We start from the raw sequence: 17978 nt of genomic DNA, 5'->3' as shown, positions 1-17978 counted from the left end.
CCGCGCGGTGTGGGTTACCGGAACACGGGCCCTTCACGCGGTCACAGGCTGTCTTTGACGACGCTGTTACGCAGTTCGCCGATGCCTTCGACGGAGGTGAGGAGTTCCTGGCCCGGTCGCAGGAAGACCTTGGGATCGCGTCCGGCGCCGACGCCGCCAGGGGTGCCTGTGAGGATCAGGTCGCCAGGCTGGAGGGTGATGATGGTGCTGACGTAGGCGAGGATGTCGGTGACGCCGAAGAGCAGGTCGGCGGTGTTGGATTTCTGCATCGTGTGGCCGTCGACGCTGCAGGAGATGGTCAGCCCGGAGGCGCCGGGCGGGAGTTCGTCGGGGGTGACGAGGGCCGGCCCGACGGGGGTGGTGGCCTCGAAGGTCTTGCCGGAGAGGAACTCGCGGGTGCGGTGCTGCCAGTCGCGGACGGTGACGTCGTTGGCGACGGTGTAACCGGCGACGTGTTCGAGTGCCTGGCTGCGGGGGATGTGCCGGCCGGGGCGGCCGACGACGACGCCGAGTTCGGCCTCCCAGTCGAGGTCGTCGCTGATCGGCGGCATGTGGATGTCGTCGTGGGCGCCGATCAGGGAGCCGTCGTACTTGGCGAAGAGGGTGGGATGGGTGGGTGTCGGGCGGCCCATTTCCTTGATGTGGGTGGCGTAGTTGAGGCCGAGGCAGACGATCTTGTTCGGGTGGGGGACGACGGGCGCGAGGGTCACCGTGTCGAGCGGGACGCGGTCGCCGTTCCAGGCAGCCCGTTCCTGCCAGTTCCCGCCGGAGGCGAGCAGGGCGCCGACGTCGGTGTACGGCAGCAGGACGAACTCGTCGCCGTCCTGCCGCGCGGCCGTCGTGGTGCGGTCTTCGTCCTGGAGACGGACGGTGCTGAGCCTCATCGGCGTACTCCCTGGATGTGGGGCTGGACTTGGGGGTCGAGGCGGGTGGAGACGGCCACCGGTTCTGCGGAGGTGTCGTCCCCGGTGTCGCCAGTCGCGCGCCGCAGCTCCGCCGCCGCGCGTCCTGCTCGTCCGGGGGTGAACACGGCGGCCACCAGCCGGTCCGGGCGCACGAGCACGAAGTGGCCGGCCAGTCGGGCGAAGAGGGCGTCCAGGCGGCCGTCGGCGTCGGCGATCCCCGTGCGGCCGGCGTGGTCCTGCGGCGCGCGGTCGTCCAGGCAGACGTCCACGTGGGTGGCGTCCGGGAGGCCTGGCCGGGCGGTGGCGGTCGCCCAGTCGGCTTCGGTCACGCCGATCCCCAGCAGGCTCCAGCCCCGGCCGAGGGCGTCGTCGAGCCGGGTGACCTCGTGGCGCGGTGCGCGCAGCACGCGCGGCTGAGGCAGCGGCCTGCCGACGAGTGACTGGTGCGGGCTGTCGAGGCGTACGACGGCTCCGGAGCGTACGCGGGTGTCGGGGCGGTAGCGCATCTCGGTGAGGTACCGGCGTCCGGGCGGGGTGCGCATGGCGGTGCGCACCAGCAGGTCGCGCAGGCGGGCGCGGGGGCTGCTGGTGGTCATGACGATCCGGCCGAGCCGCACGGACAGGTCGATCACGGCCCGGGCGTGCGGGCGGCGCTCGGTGTCGTACGTGTCGAGCAGGGCGTCACCGGCCCGTCCCGCCAGGACCTCTTCGATCTTCCAGCAGAGGTTGGCCGCGTCCCGCACCCCGGAGTTGAGGCCCTGGCCAGCGAACGGCGGCATCATGTGGGCGGCGTCGCCCAGCAGGAAGCAGCGGCCGTCGCGGAGCCGGTCGGCCAGCAGCGCATGGAAGCTGTAGGCAACCGCGCGCTCGACTTGTTCGGGTGTGATCTCCCGGTAGGGAAGCAGGAGTTGACGCACCAGCTCGAACGGCGGCGGACTGCCCGCCTCGCACTCGCCGGGCTTGAGCCGGAACTCGTACCGGCAGCGGCCGTCCTGGCCCGGCACGATGACGACGGGCCGCTCGGGGTCGCCGTGGTGCATGCCGTAGCGCTGGTCGTGGCCGTCCCCCAGCGTGTCGACCACCAGCCACACGTCGGGGAAGCTGCGCCCCTGCATGGGGATGGACAGCAGGTCGCGTACGGTGCTGCGGCCGCCGTCGCAGCCGAGGACGTAAGCGACGTCCAACTCCTCCACGGGGCCGTCCTCGCCGCCGCTCCGGAGGGTGACACGCACCCGGTCGGAGTGGTGGCTGAGGTTCGTGAGCCGGGTGTCGAAGCGGACGTCTACGTCCGGGAGGCAGCGCAGCTGCTCGCACAACACCCGTTCGAGGTCGGGCTGGGCGAAGGAGTTCTTGAAGGGGTGGCCGTACCGCTGGTCGCCGGTGCCGCGGGCGTGCACGAGGGGGCGTCCGTCGATGCCGAAGTACCTGGTCCCGGTGCCCGGCACGATGATCGGGTACACCGCCTCGTCGAGACCGGCCGACTGCAGGGTGCGCAGGGACTCGTCGTCGAGGCTGATCGCCTTGGCCGCGTCGCTGGTGGTGGCGTTGCGCTCGACCAGCAGCACCCTGACACCCCGGGAACCGAGCAGATGGGCGGCCGTCAGACCGGTCGGGCCGGCACCGACGACCAGTACCGCCGGCCGGTGGTGGGACCGGGATCTCGGCTGCGAGGCCGGTGGTGGTGCAGTCATGTGGGTGCTCCGTCGCGGGCCGTGGATCACTGGACGGGCTGGTAGGCGGGGCCGCCCTCGGTCAGCAGCCGCTCGGCCTCGGCGAAGATCTCCTCGGGGGACTGGTCGAGGTTGAGCGTCTTGCGGAACGGCTGGCGCACGTCGCGCTTGATGCGCAGGTAGACCTCGTTGCGGTTGCCCTCGGGGTCGAAGAAGTAGATCCCGATCGCGTTGCCGTGGGTGACCTCCTGCTGGACCTCGATGCCTTCGGCGCGGAACCGGTGGTGGAAGTCGATGACCGACTCCAGCGAGTCCACCCGCCACGACACCTGATGCGTGAGCCTGGTCCTGGCCGGGGCGGTCCGGCCCTCCTGGAGCACGAACTCGTGGTGCTCCTCGTCCGGGCGGGACGAGAAGAACACGATGCGCCGCTCCTCGTCCTCGTCGGTCACGGTCAGTCCCATGACCCGGCTGTAGAAGTCGCGCATCTTCTCGAGGTCGTCGACCCAGAAGCCGGTGTGTCCGAGACCGGTGATACTCATGGTGTCTCCATTTTCAGGACTAGATAGCTGATAGTTGGGACAGTACCCAGCTGCTGCTTGCCCGTCAAACACGGAATTCTCTTGTCGATCCCCTTGACTGGAGGGAAGTCTGCAGGGCACGGTCCTGCTCAATGAACTACCTGTCCGGATATTCGAGACACCATGTTCGGGCGCCGCTCAATCGACGGCGTCCACCAAGCACCACTGGAGGCATCCCTCATGACCGCTCACGATGCCGAGAGCCCAACACCCTTCCCGAACAACCCTGTTCCGCTGAGCCGCGGCACGCTGATGGCGGTCTGCCTCGCCATCTGCGTGGCTCAGATCGGCATCCCCCTGGCCTCCCCGCTCATCGGTGAGATCCAGCGGGACCTCGGGGCATCGGCCACCGCCCTGGCCTGGATCCCGGCCGCGTTCATCCTTCCGACGGCCATCCTGGAGCTGAATTTCGGCGTCCTCGGCGACCTGTTCGGACGCAAGCGCCTGCTCGTCCTCGGCGGGCTGCTGATCACGGCCGGCTGCCTGGTCGTCGCCACCGCGACGTCGATGACCCAGCTGATCGCCGGCCAGGTGATCGCCGGCCTGGGAGCCGCAGCGATCTTCCCCACCTCGTTGGCGGTGATCGTCGCGGGCACCCGGGAGGCCGTCGGCCGTGCCAGAGCGCTGTCGTACTGGGCGCTCAGCCTCGCTTTCGGCGCCATGATCGCCCCGCTGATCAGCGGCTTCATCGCCGAACACGCCCACTGGGGCTGGGCCTTCGTCCCGCTCGCGGTGCTCGGCCTGGTCACCGCGGCCGTCAGCCGTCGCTGGCTCGTCGACTCCCCACGGGCCACCGCCGGCCGCGGCCTCGACGGGCCCGGTCAGCTCACCATCGCGGTGTCCCTGCTGGCCCTGCTCTACGCCGTCATCGAGGGCGCGAGCGACGGCTACTCCGAGCCCCACATCGTGCTCGCCTTCGCCCTCTCCGCCGCCTCCTTCATCGCGTTCGTCGCCGTGGAGCGAAGGTCACGGGCACCGATGCTGCGCCTGGACCTGTTCAAGACCCCCGCCTTCGCCGCGGCCGCCGCCATCGGACTGCTCGCCCTGTTCGGCTTCATCGGCACCGCTTATGCGCTCAGCATCAAGCTGGAGTCCGTCAACCACGTCTCCCCGCTGCAGGCCGCCCTGCCCCTCGCACTCATCCAGGCGGTCCCGCTGCTGCTCACTCCGTTCCTGCCGAAACTGCTGCACCACGTGCACCCCCGCACCCTGCTGGTCGGCGGACTGCTGTCGCTCGCCGCCGGAGAGCTCTGGATGGCACTGCTGCCGGGCGACGCGACGAGCCTCGCGTCGATGACCGGACCCATCCTGCTGATGGGAGTCGGCTTCATCACGATGTTCTCGTCACTGACGGCCGTCGCGGTCGGCACGGTCGACATCCACTACGCCGGCATGGCCAGCGCGGTCACCAGCCTCGTCCGCGAGACGGGGCAGGCCCTCGGCCCCGCGGTCATGAGCGCCGTCGCACTCGGCACGGCCAGCGGCGCGCTGGCCGACAAGCTCGCCTCCTCCGGGCTTCCCCCGCGGGCCCTGGGCGTCGCCAACGCCGTCAACGCCGAGGGAGGCGCACTCGCGGCCGCCAACGCCGACCTCGGTAGCCTGTCGCGTACCGTGGCCCCTCTCGCCCGCCAGGCCCTCGAATCGGGCCTGGACCTCGGCATGTACATCTGCGCCGGCGCCGCCCTGGCAGGCGCGGTGATCGCCGCCGTCGCCCTGCGGCACAGCGGAGCCCCTGGTGCCATGGCGATCGGCACGCCCGACGACGAGGCGGCCGCCGCAACCGCCGACTCGACCATCACCTCGTCCTCGGCCAAGGCGCTCCCCAGCGCCTGACCGCCAACCCCGAGGACACAGCCGTAACAACCCCTGACATGGAACGGGACACCATGACGTTTTTGGACAGCAGCGCCTGGGAAGGCCGCATCTTCTCCGGCTCAGGTGAGTGGATCAGCGGCTCGGGCGAGGAGTACGACGCCGTCGAACCCGCCACCGGCAAGACGCTGGGCCGCGTCGGCACCGGCACACCGGCCGAAGTGGACAAGGCGGTGAAGCGAGCCGTACACGCCCAGCGGGAGTGGGCCGCCCAGCCGTACTCCGACCGCGCCGCGGTACTGCGCCGTGCGGCGCGCCTGTTCGAGGAACACCAGCAGGAGATCGAGACCTGGCTCATTCGGGAGTCCGGCGCCATCCGGCCGTTCGCGGCCATGCAGGTCAGCAGCGGTGGTGCGGAGGAATGCTTCGAGGCGGCCGCCCTGGCCGGGGCGCCCTACGGTGAGCTGCTGCGTTCCGGGCAGCAGCGGCTGTCGTTCGCCCGTCGCGTCCCCGTCGGCGTGGTCGGCGTCATCGCCCCGTTCAACGTGCCGATCGTCCTGGCCATGCGGGCCGTCGCCCCGGCGCTCGCTCTGGGCAACGCGGTCGTCCTCAAGCCGGACCCCCGCACCGCGGTCAGCGGCGGCGTGGTCTTCGCCCGCGTCTTCGAGGAGGCAGGCCTGCCGCCCGGTCTGCTGCACGTCCTGCCCGGCGGCGCGGACGTCGGGGTCGCCGTGGTCGAGCATCCGCAGGTACCCGTCATCGCGTTCACCGGCTCCACCCGGGCCGGACGCGCCATCGGTATCGCCGCGGCCCGCCATCTCAAGCGGGTTCACTTGGAGTTGGGCGGAAACTCCGCGCTCGTCGTCATGGACGACGTCGACTTGGAGAAGGCGGCCTCGGTGGGCGCCTGGGGATCCTTCGCCCACGCCGGCCAGATCTGCATGGCCAGCAGCCGGCACCTCGTCCACGCCTCGGTCGCCGACGAGTACACGGCCCTGCTCGCCCAGCACGCCGACGCGCTCCCGGTCGGCGACCCGGCCACAGAGGACGTCGCCGTCGGCCCGCTCATCGACGGCGGACAGCGCGACGGCGTGCACCGCATCGTCACGGAGACCATCGCGGCCGGTGCCCGGCTGGCCGCGGGCGGCGGCTACGAGGGACTGTTCTACCGGCCCACGGTGCTCGCCGACGTACCGCTCACCGCGCCCGCCTACGCCGAGGAGATCTTCGGGCCGGTCGCGCCCGTCGTCCCCTTCCAGGACATCGACGAGGCGGCCCGCCTGGCCGCCGGGACCGAGTACGGGCTGTCCCTGGGCATCCTCACCCGGGACGTCATGAAGGGACTCGCCCTGGCGGAACGAGTGCCCAGCGGCCTGGTGCACATCAACGACCAGACCGTCAACGACGAGCCGCTCATCCCCTTCGGCGGGGTCGGCGACTCCGGCACCGGCTCCCGCCACGGCGGCAGCGCCGCCAACATCGAAGCCTTCACCGAACAGCAGTGGGTCACCGTACGCGGCGAACTCCCGCACTACCCCTTCTGACACCTACCCGGTTCGAAGACACCCCACAGGAGAACACCTTCATGACCACCGACTGGCCCACCGACAACAAGTTCCTGCGCGGCCCCTTCACGCCGTGGACGGAGGAGAACGAGGCGTACGACCTGGAGGTGCAGGGGGAGATCCCGGCCGACCTCGCGGGGGCGTTGTTCCGGACCTTCGGCAACCCCCGCTTCCAGCCCCGTAACACCGACCGCTACCACTGGTGGGAGGGCGACGGCATGGTCTGTGGCATCTACCTCCGGGAGGGCAAGGCCGCCTACCGCACCCGCTGGGTCGACACCGACTCCATGAAGATCGAAGTACAGGCCGGAGAGGCCGTCTACAGCGGCTTCGTCAACGGCGGAACCCCCGGCCGGCTGCCCGACGGAGCCCCGCCCGCCAAGAACGTCGCCAACACCAATGTCGGTGTCTTCGACGATCGCCTGCTCGTTTACTACGAGGGCGGACTGCCGTACGCGATGGACCCGGAGACGCTCAAGACCTTCGGCACGTACGACTTCCACGGCGGCATCGACATCCTGTGCACCGCCCACTACAAGATCGACCCGGACAGCGGCGACATGCTGTTCTTCGCCGCCACCGGCCCCACCATCACCTGGTACCGCGCCGATGCGAAGACGGCCGAGATCATCGAATCGCACTCCTTCGACATCGGCGTACCCGTCCTCATGCACGACTTCGCGGTCAGCGATCACTACGCCGTCTTCTTCGGCTCAGAGAAGCCAACCCACGGCCCTACAGGCGTTCTAGCTGCGGATTCTCCCCAACTGACGGTTCTGTAGGGGGCCGTGGGCCGTCTGTGGGCCGTCAGACTGGGCGTTGCGCCTTGTCGTAGACAGTTGCGATCGCCGTGCGCGTACGCTCCTGGCTGCTCGGCATGAGATGAGCGTAGATGCGAAGCGTCAGCGCCGCATTGCTGTGCCCCAAGTACTCGCTGACGGCCTTGATGTTCTCCCCTCCGTCCAACAACGCCGACGCGTAGAAGTGCCTCAGGGCGTGCATACCGTGCTCGCGTGCTGCGGCGTACCCCTCTTCCTCCGTGTCGGGTTCGGGAATGACTCCGGCCGCGACAAGCGCGGGCTTCCACGCTTCCTCATTCAGGGAGGTGCGCCACACGTGGTTGCCGCGCGGTGCCAGGAAGATGAGCCGCTTGGTTACCTTCGGTCCGTCGGCCGTCCTCCAGGGCAGAGTGATCTCAACGGGCGGGAACTGCTTCATGTGGGCCCTGAGCGCATCGGCTACGGGCCCGGGAAGCGGTACGTGCCGCGTCTTGCCGCCCTTGGGTAGGGCGAACACGGGCTTGCTCCGGCTGAGCTTGAGTTGCTGCACCACGTGCAGGGTGTCGGAGTCGAAGTCGAGCGCGTCCACGGCCACTCCGAGGATCTCGCCTTGTCGCATCCCGCAACCGGCCCCCAGATCGACCATCGCCCGGTATCGCTCCGGCATCGCAGCCTGTACGGCGAACACGCGCTCAGCCGACCACGGCACCACACGCTTGGGGTCAAGCGCCGGCGGTTTGACGGAACCCGCGGAGCACGGGTTGCGGCTCAGGTGACCATCGTCGACAGCGGCACTCAGTGCGGCACGCACGTTCGCGTAAATGGCCCTGCCGTACGAGCCTGGCAGGCCGTTCTCTTCGAGCACCGCCACCCACTCACGGATGTGCCCCGGCTGAAACGATCCGAGAGGGCGCGAGCCGATATACGGGAAGGCGTGCAGCCGGAGTTGGGAGTTCATGGATTCGAGAGTGTTCGGGTCTGACCCGAGCGTCTTGAGCCACTTCTCGGTGAACTGCTGAAACGTGGTTTTTGCCGCGCGCGGGTCGACGTACTGACCGCGCGACATGTCGGCCTCGATATGGGCAAGCCACTGTTCGGCTTGACGCTTCTGACGGTCGGGAAAGCTCTTGGACTTCTCGGTGCCGTCGGGGCCGACGTACCGGGCCCGGTAGCGCAGCCCCGCTCCGTGGCGGTCGGTCTTGACCTTGACGGTCTTACCGTCGGGGGTGGTTTCGGTCTTGTACCAGCGGTCTTGGATGTGGCCTGCCATGTGGCGGCGGTCCTCTCGACACGCAGCAGGGAGAGCCGCTGGGTAGCGGCTCTCCCTGCTGTCTGCGGTGGGTGTTGGGTCAGGCGGCGTCTAGGTCGGTGCTCTTACGTTCGGCAACGTGGGCGAGCACGTCGGCGGGGTCGTAGCGGATGTACTTGCCGATGCGGAATCCGGGCGGACCGATACGCTTCTTGCGCCACTGGTAGACGGTCTCTTTGGGCACCTCGAAGATCTCGGCGATGTCGTCGGAGGTGAGGTAGCGGTCCGGCAACCCGGCGCGGAGCGTGGCGCGCGGGTCCGGCTGTTCACATACGGTGCTCATGACGTGTCCTCCGTGCGCGAGCGGGGGGTCCTCTTCAGGGGGTCGCGTCTGTCCGAGGTGCGGATTTCTGCGTCATTGCGTCGACAGCGTCATTCAGGGCTCTGACCTGCGGTTTTGCTTGACGCAGTCGCTGGGGCGTGCGTCATGGCAGCGTCATGGGGTGCGTCATCGAATGACGCAGATGACGCAGGATGACGCAGGGCAAGCCGTCTGCGTCATGCCTGTTGCCTCAGGTCAGGAGCCGTTTTCCGGCCCGCGTGACGCACATGACGCAGGGTCTTCCTTCCTAGGACAAAGAAGGGGCTGCCTGTAGTACTTAGTGCGCCTTACAGAGCGAAGAAGGAGCCGCTGCGCGGCGCGACCTTGGCGCGGCGTTCCGCCGAACAGCAAGAGGAGCACGTGCTCCTCTTGCTGTTCGCTTGAGCCTGCGGATCGCGGGTCAGAACGCCCGCTGCTGCTCGTGCGGGGCTGGGGGGAGCGTGCGGATCATTTCGAGGTAGCGGCCCGCGCTGGTGCGGCCAGCGTCGACGAGGACGCCCCGGGCGGCCAGCGTTGGTTGGAGGCGCTTGAGCCGGTCCGAGAGGACCTTGCCCGTGGTCGGCCACCCCTTGGGCAGAGGACGGCCATCCTCGCCGCTGTAGAGACGACTGAGGCAGGACAGCCACTCGGTGGACGTCATCCGCTGCGCCGCACCCGGCTCGATGGTGTCGGCATGCTGGAGGACGGTCTGTGCGAGGAGGTCACCCTCGATCACGTCGTCGTTCAGGTCGTCCAGACTCGCCCGGTACGCGGGAAGCGCCCCCAGGCCCGTTGCAGCGTCGAACTGCGCGCACAGGTGGGCGAAGTCCGCCATCCGCAGATCGGTCGGGGTCTCCGCCTCGGCCGCGCGGACCCTGACCGTGAGGTCCAGGAGCGAGCCGAGGACGACCGGCAGAACCTCTGCGTAGTCCGCCCACAGCTCCGCCTCGGTACGCCTGACCTTGGGCCGCTCCAACCGCAGGGGCAAGAGCCGATCCGCCAGGTCGGGCCGGATGACACCGACGTCGATACCGGTGAGGAGCAGGGGCCGGCGGTAGCCGACGCGGAACACGTCTCCGTCGGTGAACAGGGCCCGTTTGACGCTCTCGGCGCCGGTCACGATGCAGCACATTGCGTCCGACAAATCCGGCGTCACGTGGGAGAGGTTGTCCAGCGCGGTGATCCATCCCGCCGCCACGGCCGCGATCAGGCTCTCTTCATCCTTCGGCGCCCGCCGCAGGTCACCGCTCATCCCCTCAATGATCCTGGTGAGCATCCGTCCACCCGTGGACTTGCCCGCGCCCTGCGGGCCGGTGAGGAACGGCGCGGGGACCGGCACTGACGGGCCGAGGCAGCCGATCAGCCACGCGATGGCCAGGCACTCGGTCTCCGCGTTAGCAAAGTTACACAGCCGCATCAGCAGGTCGATGCCCTTGCCTTCGGTGTCTTTGACCGGCAGGGGCAGCTCTCCGGTGAGCTGTGTACGCCGCCAGCAGACTTCGCGCGGGTCGGGGGTGAGGATGTCCCAGCCGGTGGGGTGGATGCGGACGGACTGCCCGTCGTCGCGGCCGAGGTCCAGCCACGTCGCCCCGTCGAACCCGGGGGCCACGCGGATGTTCACGGCGTGCGTGTCCTCGTACAGTGCGAGCGCTTCGATCAGGTCCAGTGCTTCCTTGAGCGCGGTCCCGTTGAAGACGCCGATCCCGTCCCGGTACATGCCGACGATGAGTTCCTGGCGGTGGCTGCCGGTCGTGCCCTGGGAGCGCATCGGCCGGGCCACGGGGTGGCCGTTCCGCTGCGCGTACACGGTCCCGTCAGTGGTGCGGAAGTAGCGGAAGTGGGCCTGTGCGTAGTCCGCGATGACTTCGCGGGCGGGATTCTTCTCGTCCTCAGACATGGCTCAGTCCCAACGTGGTCAGTGCGTTGGTCCACGCGTCGGTGCAGTGCCGGGGCGATTCGCCCTTGGCCTGTGCGGCGGTGAACAGGCGCGCAGTGTGTGCCTCGGTGAGGCAGCCGCACCGGCCGTGCGTGGACAGCACCGCGAGGAACGTCCGGTAGACGGTGGAGTGCACCGTCTCCCGTGCCTCGGTGATGCGCTGCTCCGCCATGGCAATCCCACGGTCCAGATAGGTCGGCGTGCGGTGCGGGCACTCACCGCCACCGAGCGGCGCGGGCACCGTGACGGCCAGCGGCCGGACCGTGGTCGGCTCCCTCACGGTCAAGGCGCGCACAACGTCCGGCAGGGGCGCCATGGCACCGGTGCCGGGGCCCAGCCAACGGGCGTAGGCCATGGTCGACTTGATGTCGACGCCGGACCGGACGCCGTTGGCTCCTTGCATCGCGCCCCGGTAGATCCAGTGCTCGCCCCGGGTTGTCGCCACGGTCCGTGTGGCGGGCAGGCTCGCTCGGGCCCACGCGATGGCTTCCGCGTTGTCGAGATCAACGACGGTGAGTCCAGCACCGCCAGGGTGGTAGGCCACGCCCGCCGCTTCCCGCCACGCCCGCGCCCACGGCGTCGAGTTGATGACGCGGGGGTCGGTGGTGGCGGCGGCCCAGCCGTGGCACGGGTGCGGGCAGGTGCAGGAGCCGGGAGTTTTCATGTTCGGCCGGCCACCGCAGGCGTTCTTGGCGCAGGTGGGACAGTTGCCGAACGGCACCTTCCCAGCTCGTAACGGCAGTACAGGCAATCCGGAGGCTGCCAAGGAGAGAGCGGTAGACAGGCGCTCTGCCCGAATGTCGGTCGGTTGGGTCATGCTGGAGGTCTCCAGTTCTCTTTGAGCGTGCTGGATTGGCGGCGGCCCCGATTCATTGGCGTGAGGGGGCCGCCGTTGTCGTTCGCTGGAGTGGTCAAGCCGCTTGCTGGCCGGGCAGGAGCCTGCCGTCTGCGGTCCGGTGCAGGGCTCCGCTCGCGGTGAGGGTCTTGATCTCGCGGGAGACGGTGCCCTTGTTCAGGCCGGTCGCGTCGGCCACGTCCTTCGCGGTCCGCGCCCCCGACTGCACGGCGGCCAGCACCTTGTCCCGGTTGGACGCCGCCCCGGACGATGCGGGCGTGTCCTTGACCAGGTGCAGCGCACGCGCCGACTGTCCGCCCGACGTCCGGTCGGGGGTCCAGATCGACTTGGGCAGCGCGCGTACGCCCGCGTCGTCGAGGGTCCAGGTGCGCAGCATGCGCGGCCCGTAGCCCTTGAGGTAGCCGTGCCCCCGGTACTCGCGGCCGTCGGGGATCTGGTGCGGGGCGTAGTGCGCGCAGTCGTCCAGCGCGACCTGGGCCTGTGTCGTACCGGCCACCCGCAGCGAGAACCGCGTCAGGAGGTTCGGCGCGATCAGCTTGTGCACGCCCGGCGCCCCGCCATCGGTGAGCGGGTACTGCGTGGCCCACCACAGGACGACACCGCGCGAGCGGCCCAGCGAGGACAGTTCGATCAGGCGTTGCAGCCGGTCCTTGTCCTTGGTGATCAGGGCCAGGATCACCTGTCCCTCGTCCACGACGACGGTGAGCTGACGGCCGTCCCACACGCTGATCCCGCGCGCCTTCATGTCGACCTTGCGGCGGTTCATCTCGCCGTGTGCCTCATCCACCGCGTCGGTGATCTCGTCGCGTTCCACGGCGACGCGGCACGCGGACTCCCAGATGTTGGCCTCTTCGCCCTTGCCGTCGATGAGCAGCAGGTCACCGCGCAGGTGCGCGGTCGCCATGAGCGGACGGAACGACCAGGACTTGCCGGTGCCGGACGCGCCGGACACCAACAGCCGCTCGTCGAACGGGACCAGGACCTCATCGCCGGTCTCGGTGTCCAGAGCGAGGCTCATCATCAGCGGGTCGGACGGGATGCGGTCCGGGGTCCACAGCGAGGAAACGCCCGCGGCTGCCGACCGGGTCGCCAGGGTCACGACGGCCCACCCGCCGCGCGAGGCAGAGGTGATCCGTATGCGCAGCGCGGTGCGGGCCCCGAGCAGCGCACGGACCGAATCGGCCTTGTCCGCGAGCGTCTTGACCGTCCACGTGCCATCCAGACGGATCTCACACCGGATACCACCCGGCTCCATGCTCGGCGGCGTGGTGACCGTGCCGGACAGACCACGATCAGGGGCGTGCTCGACCCAGTACGACGGGTCAAGACGCTCCATGAGCTGACGCTCTTCCAGCGACACCGACTCATCCACCACCACCCGCAGCCTGCGCCGCCCGAGCGCGAGACCCGCCACGTTCGCCCCGACCAGCAGAGCCGACGTGGCGACCGGCCACACCGTCAGGGTCGAGGTGGACATGAGCGCGGACGCAATCGCACCGGGCACGGCGTGCACCGAGTGCGCCTGAACCGCACGGGCCTTGAGCGTGCTGGGGTAGTTCACCCGCGCGGCCTTGAGCTTGGCGCGGGTGTCCCGCTCGTGACGCGCGGCTGCCTTGCTCGCCACCCGGGCGGCGCGGCGACCGGCCGCGAACGGATTGTTCGACGCGGCGCGCGCGGTGAGTTGCTGCGACTTGGCAGTGGAATGCGTGGACCGCGCGGCGTTGTGCTCCTTCTGCGCCGCCATGAGCGTCTTCAAGTGCTCCGGGGTGCGCAGCTTGTCACGCCGGTCCGCTTCAAGGTCCCAGCGGGCCGCGAACGGCACGCACACCGGGGCGAGTGAATCCAGCGCGCTGTTGGTGGTGTTGGCGGTGGTCGACCATGCTTGCTTCCAGTCCACGAAAGGGTCCTCCAAGACCGTGGATGAGGGCCGGTGCGCCGTCGCATGGCGTCACCGGCCCGCCCGAGTTGCACAGGGGTGGTGCTGTCGGTTGCGTCGACAGCACCGGTTGAACCCCCGCAACCACATCTGACCTGCGAAGTTGCAGAGTTGAGCGGTGGGGAGGGGTGGGGCTCTACGCGCCCGCGCGCGTAGAGCGGCGGAAAAACCGGCCGTGCAACTCCCTCACGGGACCTGGAACGGCCATTCATGGCCCGGGGAGTCTCGACCCACACGGGAAGGGGTCCGGGCGCTCTGCGGGCCGCCTACGGCCTCCGGCCCCGTTCCGGGGCGAGCGGAAGCTGTAGGCGGATGCTCACTTGCCCTTCGGGTGGGCGAGTTTGAGGGTGACGCCGCCGATGCCGATGGGTCCGGCGGTTTGGGCGATGACGGTGGCCGTGTGGGCGGCGGCGTCGAGCAGCGCGCACAGGGCGGCCACCAGTCCCCAGCCACCCAGGGCGGCGGCACCTGCGATGGCGAGGGGGAACAGGTAGTGACGCAGCGGGCGCCCCTCCTGGTCGGTGGTGTGGACGACGATGACGACCGGTTGCCCGGTGGCTTCGGCGCGTCGGTAGGCGTCGGCGGGAATGTGCGGGGCGATGATCCCCGGCGGGTCACGATGGGCCATCAGGGCTCTCCCTCACGATCAGTTGGCGTCGGCACCGGTACACAGGCAAAGAGCCACTGCCCGACGCGGCAGTCATGAGTGGCCCGTACCGGCGAGGCCTACCGGCACGCCGTTGACGGGCCCGCGCAGTTCGGCGTACCGGGTCGAGACCCAGCCCACCGACCAGCCGCACAGTTCCGCTGCGGTCCGCACCGACATGCCCTCCGCACGGGCGGCGGCCACGATGGCGCGCGCGTCGTCCTCGGGGAGCTTGTCCGTGGCGGGGCCGGCGGACAGCAGCGCGGCGCGTTCACGCGCGGCCCGCTCCTCCCGCTCAGCCTGTTCACGGCTCTCGCGCTCGGCACGCTCCCGCTGCTCGCGTTCCGCGTGCTCGGCGGCCACTCGCTCACGGCGTTCACGGTCCCGCTCACGCTGTTCACGCTCACGGTCCACGCGTTCACGCTGCTCGCGCTCGGCACGTTCCCGAGCCTGCTCACTCTCGCGTTCCTCGCGCCGCACGGCGGCCTCCCGCTCAGCCTGTTCACGGACCATCCGGGCTTCGTGCTCACGCTGTTCACGCGCCAGCGCCGCCGTGTGCTCGCGTTCCTCACGGGCCCGCCGGGCAGCCTCATCCCGCCGCTCGACGGCGGCGCGTTCACGGGCTTCCCGCTCGGCCTGCTGCTTGGCTTCCAGCACCAGAACGGCGGCAGTGATGGCCCGCCGGTAGGCGAGTCCGGTCTCCGCCGTGACGATCAGCAGCAGCGGCGCGACCGCATGCACAGCCACGCCCACCAGGTCGCCTTTCAGCGCGGAGTCGGCGACGTTGAGGGCGAGGGTCATGCAGCCGGTCATCCACCGCAGCGCGATGGGCCACCGTCCGCCGTTGCCCCCGAGCCGGGCGAGCACCGCGTCCAGCCGGACCACGATGACCACAGCCGCATCCACCACGAGGGGAAGGATGGGAGCGGTCCAGTCCCACTTGTCGGGGGTGTGCTCAGCCGCGAGCGGAGTGACGGTGAGGATCGAGTAGAGCATCGCGCCCGCCACGATCAACCACGTACCAACCGACAACGCCCGCTCCGCTGAACGGATCTGAACGCCGTTCATACACTCACCCCCGACCATGAACGCACCCGGATCGCAGCGATCAGGACGACCGCAGAGGCGGGGTTGTCGGGGGTCTCGCTGTACTCGGTCCACGTCCACTCAGCGCCCGGTACCGGCTCGAAGCCGAGCACGCTGAGCGCGTCCGTACGGTCCGTGAACGTCGGGACCGTGCGCCCGAACCGGTGCTCGGGCCACGCGTCGGTGGTGTTCATCAGGGCCACGTACAGACGCCAGCGGCCGTCACGGACGGACATCTGCGCGGTGAACTCCCGCGCCATCTGCTGTCCGCTCATGCCGCGCCGTCCCGGTGCGCGTCCGCCGCCTGGTTGGCCAGCTCGCGGCGAGCGGCCAGGACCCGGCGGTGGGCCCGGCGGATGCGGCGGGTGTCCAGCTCGTTCGGGATGTGGTTGAGCGCGATGATCTGCGCGTCCAGCAGCTCGACGCCGGCCAGGATGACCGGCATCTCCCGCTCGATCGCGTCCAGCTCCGCAGCCGTCGGCTCGCGGTCGAAAAGGTCGGCGGTAACAACCGCCTGAACAGCAACGATGTGCTTCATGGGTCGTAGGTCCCTTCACAGAGGAACGGCCCGAACAGCGCCCCCGGAGTTACAGCTCCGGGGGCGCACGCCGTTGAAGTCGGAACATCCGGCTCCCCTCAGCGCTGCTCGTACGAGACGAGCAGCGGAGGCAACCGGCCCGCAGCCACTGAGCTGCGGAAAGGTCAGTCGTGCTGGCTCGCACACGAGACGGAACCCGTGTGCGCCCGCCCTCTTCCTTGCAAGGTGGGGCGGATTTACCTCAGGCACGCTGTTGAGTTCTCAAAGAACGACCAGCTCAGGCCCCATGTGGCAGCGAGCTATTCCGAACTGACACGGCTAAGAAGCAGCCCAAAGAAGGACCCTTCCGATCCACTGTCCTAGGACTGCGACCGCCCAAAACGAAGATGACATGCAGTCCCAGGACTGTCAACAGTCCTGGGACTGTGATTCACTGGGAGGCGTCGGAGGGAGATCGGCTGTGGTAGCCAAGTGGCGCGAGCTGGCGGATCGGCTCGCGGAACAGATCAGAAGCGGCGAATACGCGCCGGGGGCCCAGTTGCCCCAGATCAGAGACCTTGTCGAGGCTGGGGAAGGCTCAAAATCCACGGTCCATCAGGCGTACAAGGCGCTTGAGGCCGAGGGGCTGGTGACGTCGTCACGCGGGCACGGCACGGTCGTGCGCCCGCGCACTCCACTCAAGCGGCTCGGTATCGCCCGGTACGACAAGGCGAAGTGGCGTGACGGCGATGAGGTCGCGTTCATCGCGGACCGGGTGGCGTCAGGGCGTGAGTACAAGCGCAACGAGCAGACTCAGACCGTGAGCCGTGTGGAAGCGAGTGATGTCGTTGCCGAGGGGCTACGCATCCCAGTCGGTTCCGAGGTGTACGCGCGCGCCCGCCTGGTGAAGGAGGGCACCCAGCCCACCCACACCCTGACCAGCTACTACCGACCCGAACACGTCGAGGGGACCCGCATCGTCGACCCCACGCCCGGACCCGCCGGCCGTGGTGGCGGATACAGGGTGCTGTATGACGCGGGGTACGAGATCGACCACATGAGAGAGGCGCTATTCGCTCGCGTCCCCACGGCGGACGAGGTGAAGCTGTTGCAGTTGCCGTCGGGAGAGCCCGTCGTAGAGCTGCACCGCACGACCTATACCGCTGACGGCACGGTCATTGAGTACGCCATCGGCCTCCATGCGGCATCGCGCTTCGCGTGGGAGTACGACTTCAAGGTTCCGGACTCGGCACAGGACGGGAAGGGGCAGAAATGATCTCGGCACAGGCGTGGGCGGACGCCCGACTTCTGTGGGACTACCACCGCATGCACCACGCCCCACGGCCCTGTTCAGTGGCCGTCGGTCTGGGCAGCCACGACCTCGGTGTGGCTGACGTGACGGCGGAGCTGTATCACCAGGGCATGGCGCCGGTCATCGTGTTCACCGGGGCCACCAGCCGCACGACCCGAACGCACATGCCGCAGGGAGAAGCGGTCCACTACCGCGAGCGAGCGATGCAGCTCGGGGTACCGAATTCCGCCGTGTTGCTGGAACCGCGCGCGACGAGCACTGCAGAGAACATCGAGTTCACAAAAGCGGTGCTGGCCGAGGCCGGCATCGAGGCCTCGTCTGTCCTGCTCGTGAGCAAGCCGTACGAAGAGCGGCGCTCGTACGCCATGCTGGGGAAGCTCTGGGCCGACGTCGAAGTGGTGTGCGCGTCCTCGCCGATGGACTTGGAGGAATACACCGACTCCATCGGAGACGCTCACATGGTGATCGACATGATCGTGGGCGCCCTGCAACGAGTGCTCCTGCTCCCCGGCTGGGGTCTGGCCATCGAGCAGGTTGTGCCGGATGCCGTCGTGGCCGCCTATGAGCGGCTGTGCGGCAGGGGCTTCACCAGCAGACTCATCCCCGAGGCAACCAGCGCTTGAACTCGGTCAGCGCCGCGCGGTAAGGGCAAAGACAGGCTCGTTCCAGTGAGCTTCTTCGAGTTGGCCACCGATCAGGTGACGGTCCATGAAGCGCAACGAGCGAGGCCCCCGGGCTGTTGATCGAGATGTCTGACGTCTCAACCA

At 69.1% G+C, this 17978-nt stretch carries 17 protein-coding genes; 5 read left to right on the top strand and 12 right to left on the bottom strand.

Going from position 1 to position 17978, the window contains the following annotated elements:
- Nucleotides 1-41: 41 nt before the first annotated feature.
- The 3 genes from M2283_RS34555 to M2283_RS34545 are packed head-to-tail and all read right to left on the bottom strand — an operon-like array spanning nucleotide 42 to nucleotide 3117.
- The gene (locus tag M2283_RS34555) at nucleotides 42-884 is read right to left on the bottom strand and encodes a fumarylacetoacetate hydrolase family protein (protein ID WP_280880421.1); all 843 of its coding nucleotides are present in this window, start codon (nucleotides 882-884) and stop codon (nucleotides 42-44) included.
- Complete coding sequence (locus tag M2283_RS34550; protein WP_280880420.1) at nucleotides 881-2596, bottom strand: bifunctional 3-(3-hydroxy-phenyl)propionate/3-hydroxycinnamic acid hydroxylase; 1716 nt, start codon at nucleotides 2594-2596, stop codon at nucleotides 881-883. Before M2283_RS34550 ends, M2283_RS34555 begins: the two co-directional genes overlap by 4 nt.
- Nucleotides 2597-2622: 26 nt before the next feature.
- The gene (locus M2283_RS34545) at nucleotides 2623-3117 is read right to left on the bottom strand and encodes a VOC family protein (protein ID WP_280880419.1); all 495 of its coding nucleotides are present in this window, start codon (nucleotides 3115-3117) and stop codon (nucleotides 2623-2625) included.
- A 219-nt stretch (nucleotides 3118-3336) separates the two neighbouring features.
- Here M2283_RS34545 and M2283_RS34540 point away from each other — a divergent pair, with 219 nt between their 5' ends.
- Genes M2283_RS34540 through M2283_RS34530 form a run of 3 tightly spaced genes read left to right on the top strand, consistent with a single transcriptional unit; the run spans nucleotide 3337 to nucleotide 7315 of the window.
- Nucleotides 3337-4989: an MFS transporter gene (locus M2283_RS34540; RefSeq protein WP_280880418.1), complete on the top strand. Its 1653-nt coding sequence runs from the start codon at nucleotides 3337-3339 to the stop codon at nucleotides 4987-4989.
- Nucleotides 4990-5042: 53 nt separating this feature from the next.
- The gene (locus M2283_RS34535; protein ID WP_280880417.1) at nucleotides 5043-6512 is read left to right on the top strand and encodes an aldehyde dehydrogenase family protein; all 1470 of its coding nucleotides are present in this window, start codon (nucleotides 5043-5045) and stop codon (nucleotides 6510-6512) included.
- 41 nt (nucleotides 6513-6553) lie between these two features.
- Nucleotides 6554-7315 (top strand): carotenoid oxygenase family protein, encoded by a 762-nt coding sequence (locus tag M2283_RS34530; RefSeq protein WP_280880416.1) that lies wholly within the window; start codon nucleotides 6554-6556, stop codon nucleotides 7313-7315.
- A 25-nt stretch (nucleotides 7316-7340) separates the two neighbouring features.
- On the opposite strand, the gene M2283_RS34525 is transcribed toward M2283_RS34530, so the two are convergent.
- From M2283_RS34525 to M2283_RS34485, 9 genes are all read right to left on the bottom strand, one after another.
- Entirely contained in the window at nucleotides 7341-8582 is a 1242-nt protein-coding gene (locus tag M2283_RS34525; protein WP_280880415.1) for a tyrosine-type recombinase/integrase, read from the bottom strand.
- Nucleotides 8583-8661: 79 nt separating this feature from the next.
- The gene (locus M2283_RS34520; protein ID WP_280880414.1) at nucleotides 8662-8904 is read right to left on the bottom strand and encodes a helix-turn-helix domain-containing protein; all 243 of its coding nucleotides are present in this window, start codon (nucleotides 8902-8904) and stop codon (nucleotides 8662-8664) included.
- 439 nt (nucleotides 8905-9343) lie between these two features.
- Entirely contained in the window at nucleotides 9344-10819 is a 1476-nt protein-coding gene (locus M2283_RS34515) for an ATP-binding protein (RefSeq protein WP_280880413.1), read from the bottom strand.
- Nucleotides 10812-11675: a bifunctional DNA primase/polymerase gene (locus M2283_RS34510; protein ID WP_280880412.1), complete on the bottom strand. Its 864-nt coding sequence runs from the start codon at nucleotides 11673-11675 to the stop codon at nucleotides 10812-10814. The genes M2283_RS34515 and M2283_RS34510 overlap by 8 nt, the downstream gene beginning before the upstream one ends.
- Before the next feature lie 94 nt (nucleotides 11676-11769).
- Nucleotides 11770-13611 (bottom strand): ATP-binding protein, encoded by a 1842-nt coding sequence (locus M2283_RS34505; RefSeq protein ID WP_280880411.1) that lies wholly within the window; start codon nucleotides 13609-13611, stop codon nucleotides 11770-11772.
- A gap of 355 nt (nucleotides 13612-13966) precedes the next feature.
- Nucleotides 13967-14278: a hypothetical protein gene (locus M2283_RS34500; protein ID WP_280880410.1), complete on the bottom strand. Its 312-nt coding sequence runs from the start codon at nucleotides 14276-14278 to the stop codon at nucleotides 13967-13969.
- Nucleotides 14279-14350: 72 nt separating this feature from the next.
- Nucleotides 14351-15364 carry a DUF2637 domain-containing protein gene (locus tag M2283_RS34495; protein WP_280880409.1) on the bottom strand — a complete coding sequence of 338 codons (1014 nt, stop codon included), beginning with the start codon at nucleotides 15362-15364 and terminating at the stop codon, nucleotides 14351-14353.
- Nucleotides 15361-15657: a DUF6303 family protein gene (locus M2283_RS34490; RefSeq protein WP_280880408.1), complete on the bottom strand. Its 297-nt coding sequence runs from the start codon at nucleotides 15655-15657 to the stop codon at nucleotides 15361-15363. Before M2283_RS34490 ends, M2283_RS34495 begins: the two co-directional genes overlap by 4 nt.
- Entirely contained in the window at nucleotides 15654-15920 is a 267-nt protein-coding gene (locus M2283_RS34485) for a DUF6284 family protein (RefSeq protein WP_280880407.1), read from the bottom strand. The genes M2283_RS34490 and M2283_RS34485 overlap by 4 nt, the downstream gene beginning before the upstream one ends.
- A 460-nt stretch (nucleotides 15921-16380) precedes the next feature.
- On the opposite strand from M2283_RS34485, the gene M2283_RS34480 reads away from it, so the two are divergent.
- Nucleotides 16381-17175, top strand: coding sequence for a GntR family transcriptional regulator (locus M2283_RS34480; protein ID WP_280880406.1), 795 nt, complete (start codon nucleotides 16381-16383; stop codon nucleotides 17173-17175).
- On the top strand, nucleotides 17172-17834 hold the full coding sequence (locus M2283_RS34475) for a YdcF family protein (RefSeq protein WP_280880405.1): 663 nt from the start codon (nucleotides 17172-17174) through the stop codon (nucleotides 17832-17834). The genes M2283_RS34480 and M2283_RS34475 overlap by 4 nt, the downstream gene beginning before the upstream one ends.
- Nucleotides 17835-17978 lie beyond the last annotated feature (144 nt).

The sequence above is a fragment of the Streptomyces pseudovenezuelae genome (assembly GCF_029892565.1).
Classification (GTDB): domain Bacteria; phylum Actinomycetota; class Actinomycetes; order Streptomycetales; family Streptomycetaceae; genus Streptomyces; species Streptomyces pseudovenezuelae_A.
The sequence above is the reverse complement of the archived record's forward strand: the minus strand, read 5'-3'. Positions and strand labels throughout refer to the sequence as shown.

Excerpts from the sequence above, each read along its gene's own strand:
- M2283_RS34520 (WP_280880414.1), bottom strand. The coding sequence starts at position 8,904 with ATGAGCACCGTATGTGAACAGCCGGACCCGCGCGCCACGCTCCGCGCC.
- M2283_RS34500 (WP_280880410.1), bottom strand. The coding sequence starts at position 14,278 with ATGGCCCATCGTGACCCGCCGGGGATCATCGCCCCGCACATTCCCGCC.
- M2283_RS34550 (WP_280880420.1), bottom strand. The coding sequence starts at position 2,596 with ATGACTGCACCACCACCGGCCTCGCAGCCGAGATCCCGGTCCCACCAC.
- M2283_RS34510 (WP_280880412.1), bottom strand. The coding sequence starts at position 11,675 with ATGACCCAACCGACCGACATTCGGGCAGAGCGCCTGTCTACCGCTCTC.
- M2283_RS34530 (WP_280880416.1), top strand. The coding sequence starts at position 6,554 with ATGACCACCGACTGGCCCACCGACAACAAGTTCCTGCGCGGCCCCTTC.
- M2283_RS34475 (WP_280880405.1), top strand. The coding sequence starts at position 17,172 with ATGATCTCGGCACAGGCGTGGGCGGACGCCCGACTTCTGTGGGACTAC.
- M2283_RS34485 (WP_280880407.1), bottom strand. The coding sequence starts at position 15,920 with ATGAAGCACATCGTTGCTGTTCAGGCGGTTGTTACCGCCGACCTTTTC.
- M2283_RS34495 (WP_280880409.1), bottom strand. The coding sequence starts at position 15,364 with ATGAACGGCGTTCAGATCCGTTCAGCGGAGCGGGCGTTGTCGGTTGGT.
- M2283_RS34545 (WP_280880419.1), bottom strand. The coding sequence starts at position 3,117 with ATGAGTATCACCGGTCTCGGACACACCGGCTTCTGGGTCGACGACCTC.
- M2283_RS34525 (WP_280880415.1), bottom strand. The coding sequence starts at position 8,582 with ATGGCAGGCCACATCCAAGACCGCTGGTACAAGACCGAAACCACCCCC.
- M2283_RS34515 (WP_280880413.1), bottom strand. The coding sequence starts at position 10,819 with ATGTCTGAGGACGAGAAGAATCCCGCCCGCGAAGTCATCGCGGACTAC.
- M2283_RS34555 (WP_280880421.1), bottom strand. The coding sequence starts at position 884 with ATGAGGCTCAGCACCGTCCGTCTCCAGGACGAAGACCGCACCACGACG.
- M2283_RS34540 (WP_280880418.1), top strand. The coding sequence starts at position 3,337 with ATGACCGCTCACGATGCCGAGAGCCCAACACCCTTCCCGAACAACCCT.
- M2283_RS34490 (WP_280880408.1), bottom strand. The coding sequence starts at position 15,657 with ATGAGCGGACAGCAGATGGCGCGGGAGTTCACCGCGCAGATGTCCGTC.
- M2283_RS34535 (WP_280880417.1), top strand. The coding sequence starts at position 5,043 with ATGACGTTTTTGGACAGCAGCGCCTGGGAAGGCCGCATCTTCTCCGGC.